This window comes from Variovorax sp. Root411 (genome assembly GCF_001425205.1).
Lineage (GTDB): Bacteria > Pseudomonadota > Gammaproteobacteria > Burkholderiales > Burkholderiaceae_C > Variovorax.
The window spans coordinates 237,078-243,947 of the sequence record NZ_LMDW01000020.1 but is presented as its reverse complement, the minus strand read 5'-3'; the positions used below and the strand labels follow the sequence as shown (position 1 = coordinate 243,947).

The 6,870-nt window shown below is 66.3% G+C and carries 5 protein-coding genes; 1 reads left to right on the top strand and 4 read right to left on the bottom strand.

The annotated features are described in order from the left end of the window. The 3 genes from ASC92_RS25615 to panD form a co-directional block, all read right to left on the bottom strand. A partial coding sequence (locus ASC92_RS25615) for a beta strand repeat-containing protein (RefSeq protein ID WP_200936035.1) occupies positions 1-3,586 on the bottom strand: 3,586 nt, incomplete at its 3' end. A gap of 233 nt (positions 3,587-3,819) precedes the next feature. Further along, positions 3,820-3,966 (bottom strand): hypothetical protein, encoded by a 147-nt coding sequence (locus tag ASC92_RS28780; RefSeq protein ID WP_157609133.1) that lies wholly within the window; start codon positions 3,964-3,966, stop codon positions 3,820-3,822. Positions 3,967-4,033: 67 nt separating this feature from the next. After that, positions 4,034-4,435, bottom strand: coding sequence for an aspartate 1-decarboxylase (gene panD, locus ASC92_RS25610; protein WP_007839165.1), 402 nt, complete (start codon positions 4,433-4,435; stop codon positions 4,034-4,036). A 183-nt stretch (positions 4,436-4,618) separates the two neighbouring features. On the opposite strand from panD, the gene ASC92_RS25605 reads away from it, so the two are divergent. Continuing rightward, complete coding sequence (locus tag ASC92_RS25605; protein ID WP_056521485.1) at positions 4,619-5,002, top strand: response regulator; 384 nt, start codon at positions 4,619-4,621, stop codon at positions 5,000-5,002. A 44-nt stretch (positions 5,003-5,046) separates the two neighbouring features. Here ASC92_RS25605 and ilvB read toward each other — a convergent pair whose 3' ends face one another. Next, complete coding sequence (gene ilvB, locus ASC92_RS25600) at positions 5,047-6,834, bottom strand: biosynthetic-type acetolactate synthase large subunit (RefSeq protein ID WP_056521482.1); 1,788 nt, start codon at positions 6,832-6,834, stop codon at positions 5,047-5,049. Positions 6,835-6,870 lie beyond the last annotated feature (36 nt).

Genomic DNA, 6,870 nt, shown 5'->3' with positions numbered 1-6,870 from the left:
TCCCGGTGATCGTCACCGTCACGAGCTGGCTGGCCGTGCCGTCGGAGGACACGGCGGTGAAGCTGTCACTGATCGACTCGCCAGCGCCCAGTTGTTGGATCGCGCTTTGGCTGTTGTCAGCCGTGTAGGTCCAAGTGCCGTCGGCCGCTAGCGAGAAGCTGCCGTAGCTGTTGCTGCCGGCAGTGCTCGCCTGTGGCGCGAAGTTCGACTGGCCCACATCTACATCGGCAATCGTCAACGCACCACCTAGCGAGAAGCTGCCGTAGCTGTTGCTGCCGGCAGTGCTCGCCTGTGGCGCGAAGTTCGACTGGCCCACATCTACATCGGCAATCGTCAACGCACCACCAGTGCTCAGGTTCGGCATCGAGGCGTCCTCGTTCACCGCGCCGCTAGTGACGCCACCTATCACCGGTACATCGTTGGTCCCGGAAATGGTCACGGTCACGAGCTGGCTGGCCGAGCCGTCGGACGACACGGCGGTGAAGCTGTCACTGATCGACTCCCCGGCGCCCAGCTGCTGGATCGCCGCTTGGCTGTTGTCGGCCGTGAAGCTCCAGCTGCCGTCGGCTGCCAACGTGAAACTGCCATAGCCGTTGCTGCCGCTGGTGCCAGCCTGGGTTGCGAAGCTGGACTGGCCCTGGTCGACATCGGCAATCGTCAGCGCACCGCCGGTGCTCAGATTCGGCGTCGAAGCATCCTCGGTCACCGCGCCGCTAGCGACGCCACCTATCACCGGTACATCGTTGGTCCCGGCAATGGTTACGGTCACGAGCTGGCTGGCCGAGCCGTCGGAGGAAACTGCGGTGAAGCTGTCGCTGATCGATTGACCAGCGCCCAGTTGCTGGATCGCCGACTGGCTGTTGTCAGTCGTGTAGGTCCAAGTGCCATCGGCCGCCAGCGTGAAGCTGCCATAGCCGCTGCTGCCGGCGGTGCCCGCTTGGGGCGTGAAGTTGGATTGGCCCGCATCCACATCGGCGATCGTCAGCGCGCCGCCGGTGCTCAGATTCGGCGTCGATGCATCCTCGTTCACGGTGCCGCTGGCGACGCCACCGATTGCCGGTACGTCATTGGTCCCGGTGATGGTCACGGTCACCACTTGGCTGGCCGTTCCATCGGACGAGACTGCCGTGAAACTGTCGCTGATCGACTGGCCGACACCCAGTTGCTGGATCGCCGCCTGGCTGTTGTCGGCCGTGTAGCTCCAGTTGCCATTGGCCGCGAGCGTGAAGCTGCCATAGCCGCTGCTTCCGGCGGTGCCGGCCTGGGCTGTGAAGCTGGACTGTCCTGCGTCGACATCGGCAATCGTCAGCGCACCACCGGTACTGAGGTTCGGCGTCGAGGCATCCTCGTTCATCGCCCCGCTGGCCACCCCGCCGATCACCGGCACATCGTTGGTGCCAGTAATCGTCACTGTCACCACTTGGTTGGCCGTGCCGTCGGAGGAAACTGCGGTGAAGCTTTCACTGATCGATTGACCAGCGCCCAGTTGCTGGATTGCCGCCTGGCTGTTGTCGGCCGCGTAGGTCCAGTTGCCATTCGCCGCCAGCGCGAAACTGCCGTAGCCGTGGCTGCCGGCTGTGCTCGCTTGAGGCGCGAAGTTCGACTGGCCCTGGTCGACATCGACAATCGTCAGCGCGCCGCTGGTGCTCAGGTTCGGCATCGAGGCGTCCTCGGTCACCGCCCCGCTGGCGACGCCACCGATCACCGGCACGTCGTTGGTGCCGGTGATGGTCACCGTCACCACCTGGCTGGCAGTGCCATCCGACGACACGGCGGTGAAGCTGTCGGTGATCGATTGACCAGCGCCCAGTTGCTGGATCGCCGTCTGGCCGTTGTTGGCCGTGTAAGTCCAGCTACCATTGGCCGCCAATGCGAAGCTGCCATAGCCATGGCTACCGGCCGTACTCGCCTGAGGCGCGAAGTTCGACTGGCCCTGGTCGACATCAGCGATCGTCAACGCACCACCGGTGCTCAGGTTCGGCGTCGAGGCATCCTCGGTCACCGCCCCGCTGGCCACACCACCAATCACCGGCACGTCATTGGTCCCGGTCACCGTCACGGTGATCTGCTGATTGACCGTGCCGCCATGGCCATCGTTGATGGTGACGGTGAAGGTTTCCGTCGCCGTCTGGCCCTGGGCCAGATACTGCGTGGCCGCGTTGGCAACGCTGTAGTTCCAGCTCACCGTGCCGTCGCCCGCGCCCGTGGCCGCATCGCTGACGCCGGCCGTCAAGACCCCGCCCAGCGTGTTGCCTGAACCGGCCGCGACGCTGACGCTGTGCGCATCGCTCAGGTCCACGTCGTCGAAGGTGATCGTGCCGCTGTCGCTCAGAGTCGGCGTCGCCGCATCCTCGGTCACCGCCGCAGCGGCATCGGCCGTGCCGATCGTCGGCGTGTCGTTGGTGCCGGTGATGGTCACGTCGATCTGACGGGTGACGATGCCGCCGTGCTGGTCGTTCACCGTGATGGTGAAGCTCTCGACCCGAGTCTGGCCCGCGGCCAGGTACTCGACGGCCGTGGCGTTCACGGTGTAGGTCCAGGTGAGCTGGCCGCCCGTGCCGGTCCCTGTGGTGTCGACGTTCTTGACCGCCGTGAGGCTCCCCAGCACGCTGCCGACCGGCGTGCCGGTGGCGCTCACAAGGTGCACGTCGCTCAGGTCCAGGTCGCTGAAGCCGATGACACCGCTGTCGCTCAGCGTGCCCACCGGCGCGACCTGCTCGCTCACCGCACCCGCCAGGTCCTGGGCTGTGATCACCGGACCATCGTTGGTGCCGGTGATGGTGATGGTCGCCGTGGCCAGTCCCGTCCCACCATCGGCGTCTGTCACCTGGTAGCTGAAGGTGTCGGTTGCGTGCTCGCCTGCCGCCAGGTACTGGAAATCGGCCGCATGGGGCTGGTACTGGAAATACCAGGTCGACGGATCGCCCATCGCGGGTTGAACGAGCGTGGCCGTCCCGTGGGCCGGGCCCGAGGCCAGCGTCAAGTTCTTGACAAGGTCAGGGACCAGATCGTTCTGCAGCACATGGATCTGCACGCCCGGGCCGTCTTCGGTCGTCGCGGCCGCATCGCCCAGCGCCGTCACCGCCTGGTTGGCCGGATTCAACTCGACCCCGTCCACAAGGATTCTCAATACTTCGGTCATCTGGACGGTCAGCGTGGACGATCCGAAGGTAAAAACGAAATCGCTCGCCGAACCATTGGAAACCTCGCCGGTCTTGGCATTGGTCACTGCCGCAAGATGGGCCAGGTAGGCGGCGATCTGCGTCTGGGTGGCAGAGTCCAGCCACTGCGCCCGCGTGAACTGGAGCAGGAGCGTGTCGACGCCCGCTCCGCCCGTGTACACGTCTCTGGTGCCGGCCGCGGTGTTTTCGCTGACGTTGTAGATCAGGGTGTCGTTCCCCGATCCTCCGTTGAGATCGTCGCTGCCGCTGCCACCGTTGAGCGTGTCGTCTCCCGCGCCACCATTCAATGAATCGTTTCCGGCTCCGCCGTTGACGGTGTCGTCACCGTTGCCGCTGTTGATGGTGTCGTTGCCGGCCGTGCCGGTGAGAAGGTCGTTGCCGTTGGAGCCGGTGATCGCGGTCATGTGCTTCCTTTGTGGGCGCCGAAAGGCCGGCGCGTAGCTGTCTCGACGCTGCGTTTCTCTTGTTCAAATTAGATGGCGCCAGCGGCGCGAGCACATGGAAGGAATGCCCTTTCCTTCCTGAGCGATAAGTACCGGGACGAGCTTGAAAAGCCTGGTACTTTTGTCCTGCCGAAGCATCCGCACGCGCGGGCGTGTGGCTTGTTGACATCGGGCGGGGCAAGTGCCCCGGCTTCTCACGCGGTCTTTTTCACGCGCTGCCGAGCGGCCATGTAGTTGCCGGGCGTGACGCCGAAGCAGCGGCGGAGCCATCGCGAGAAATGGGCCTGGCAGCCACCGGGCTTCGCCGCGATCTCGAGCACGACGATGGTGTGCGAGTTCAAGACCCGCGCACGATAGAACCGCCGCGAAGCCGGGTCTTGTACGCCAGTGATCTACAGCCTCAGGCGCTCATGCCGGCACGGGCTCGCCGGAGGCGGCTTGCACCGGAATGTGCGCGCGCTCTTCCTTGATGCGGTTGGCGCCGTCCACGAACACCAGCTTCGGCAGGTACCCGGCCACGCGCTCTTCGGGCACAAGGCCGAAGGCCGCAATGATGAGCAGGTCGCCGACGGCAGCCCGGCGCGCGGCCGAGCCGTTGACCGAGATGATGCCGCTGCCGCGCTCGCCGCGAATGGCATAGGTTACGAAGCGTTCGCCGTTGTTGATGTTCCAGATGTGCACCTGCTCGTTCTCGGCCAGGTTGGCTGCGTCGAGCAGGTCCTGGTCGATGGCGCAGGAGCCTTCGTAGTGCAGTTCGCAGTCGGTGACGGTGGCGCGGTGGATCTTGGATTTGAGCAATGTTCTGAACATGATCGATGAAAGTTTCCGTGCAAGGGATAGGTGCGGGCCGGCGCAGTCTAAGCGCAAGCCTGCAGAGGTCTACGACAGGTGGCGGCTTTGTCCGACTCGCCCCCTGGCTTCGGTCTGGACAATAGCCTGCCTCGGCCCGAGACAAGACAAGCCGAGCGTTACAAGAAGTTCCGGCCCCGCACGATGACCCGCATCTACCTGATAGAAGACAACCCCCTGATCGCCGCCACGCTGGCCGACGGACTGGAGGAATTTTCCGAATGCAACGTGATCGGGACTGCCGCCACTTCGCGCGGTGCCATCGACTGGCTCCAGGACAACCCCGATGGCTGGGATGCGGCCGTCATCGACATCTTCCTGGCCGAAGGCAACGGGCTCGCCGTGGCGCAGTACCTGCAGGCGCACAAGTCGCCGGCGCAGCGCACGGTGGTCCTCATGAACTACGCGAGCTCCGAGGTGCGCGAAGGCGCGCTGTCCGCGGGCGTGGACGCGGTGTTCGACAAATCGCTCGAGCTCGAAGCCTTCTACGACTTCTGCAGGACGCTGAACATCTCGCCGCGCCGTTGAGCCCGCTTCTACTCCCTCTCCCGGAGGGAGAGGGAACAGGATATTCACGCCTCCTCGTACCAGCGGTCCTTCGCCAGCATCACCCGGTGGTGCCCATGCCCCGACGGCATCATCGGAAAGCAGTTCTCCTGCGCCGCGACCTGCACGTCGAGGAAGAACGGCCCGTCGCTCGTCAGGCATTCAGCCAGCGCGCCCTCCAGCTCGGCCGGGTCCGACACTCGCCGCGCGCCCCAGCCGAAGGCCTTTGCCAGCGCCACGAAGTCGGGCAGTGCCTCGTTCCAGCTGTGGCTCAGGCGGTTGCCGTGGTTCAGCTCCTGCCATTGCCGCACCATGCCCATGTAGCCGTTGTTGCACAGCACCAGCTTCACAGGCGCGCGGTGCTGCACGGCCGTCGACAGCTCCTGGATGTTCATGAGCACCGAGGCATCGCCGCTCACGCACACGGTCAGCGCCTCGGGGTGGCCGATCTGCGCGCCGATGGCCGCGGGCAGCCCGTAACCCATGGTCCCGGCGCCGCCGGACGTGAGCCAGTGGCGCGGGCTGTCGAAGCGCAGGTACTGCGCTGCCCACATCTGGTGCTGCCCCACGTCGGTCGACACGATGGTGTCGCGCCCGCTCGCGCCGATAGCGCGCTGCAGCGACGACATCAGCTGCTGCGGCAGGATCGAGTCCTCCCGCGCCTCGAAGGCCAGGCAGTCCTCAGCGCGCCAGCGCTCGATGCGCTCCCACCACGGCGCGAGCCGCGCGCGCGCGAAGCCTTCGGCCGGCAGCAGCGCCAGCAGGCCTTCGAGGATCACCGCGCAGTCGCCCACCATCGGCACGTCCACGTGCACCACCTTGTTGATGCTGCCGGGGTCGATGTCGATGTGGATCTTGCGCGCGTGCGGGCAGAACTCGTCGAGCTTGCCGGTCACGCGGTCGTCGAAGCGCGCGCCGACGCACATCACGAGGTCGGCCTCGTGCATCGCAAGGTTCGCTTCGAGCATGCCGTGCATGCCCAGCATGCCGATGAACTTCGGGTCCGATGCGGGGAATGCGCCCAGCCCCATCAGCGTGAGCGTGCACGGCGCATGCAGCAGGTTCACGAGCCGCGCGAAAGCCTCGCAGGCGGCAGGCCCCGAATTGACCAGCCCGCCGCCGCCATAGATGACCGGCCGGCGCGCGGTCGAAAGCAGATCGGCAGCGCGCTGCATCATGGCCTTCGGTGGCAGCGCCGTGCGGCTCGTGCGCAAGGCCCGCAGCGGCGAAGGCTCGGGCGCCCTGCCCAGCCGGTCGAGCTGGATGTCCTTCGGCACGTCGAGCAGCACCGGCCCCGGGCGGCCGGTGGTGGCGATCTCCAGCGCACGCCGCACCAGCGAGGGCACGTCGTCGGCCGAGCGCACCTGCCGGTTCCACTTGGTCACCGGGCGCGACATGCCGAGCGCATCGCTCTCCTGGAATGCCTGCGTGCCGATGACGGCGGTGGCCACCTGCCCGCTGATGCACAGCACCGGCACCGAATCGCTCATCGCATCGAGCAGCCCGGTGATGGTGTTGCCCACGCCCGGCCCAGAGGTAACGAGCACCACGCCCACGCGGCCGGTGCTGCGCGCATAGCCCTCGGCCGCATGCACGGCCGCCTGCTCGTGGCGCACCAGCACGTGGCGCAGCCTCGGCTCGCCGTGCAGCGCGTCGTACAGCGGCAGCGCCGCGCCGCCGGGGTAGCCGAAGATGGTGTCCACGCCGCACTCGACCAGCGTGTCGAGCAGGGCTTCGGCGCCGTTGCGGATACGGGCTGGCGCTTCCGGATGGAGGGACAGGGAAGACGTGAGGGGTAGGTCGAGAAGTCGCATGCCGTCGATTCTTCCGGTTCGAGCGCAAAATATGCT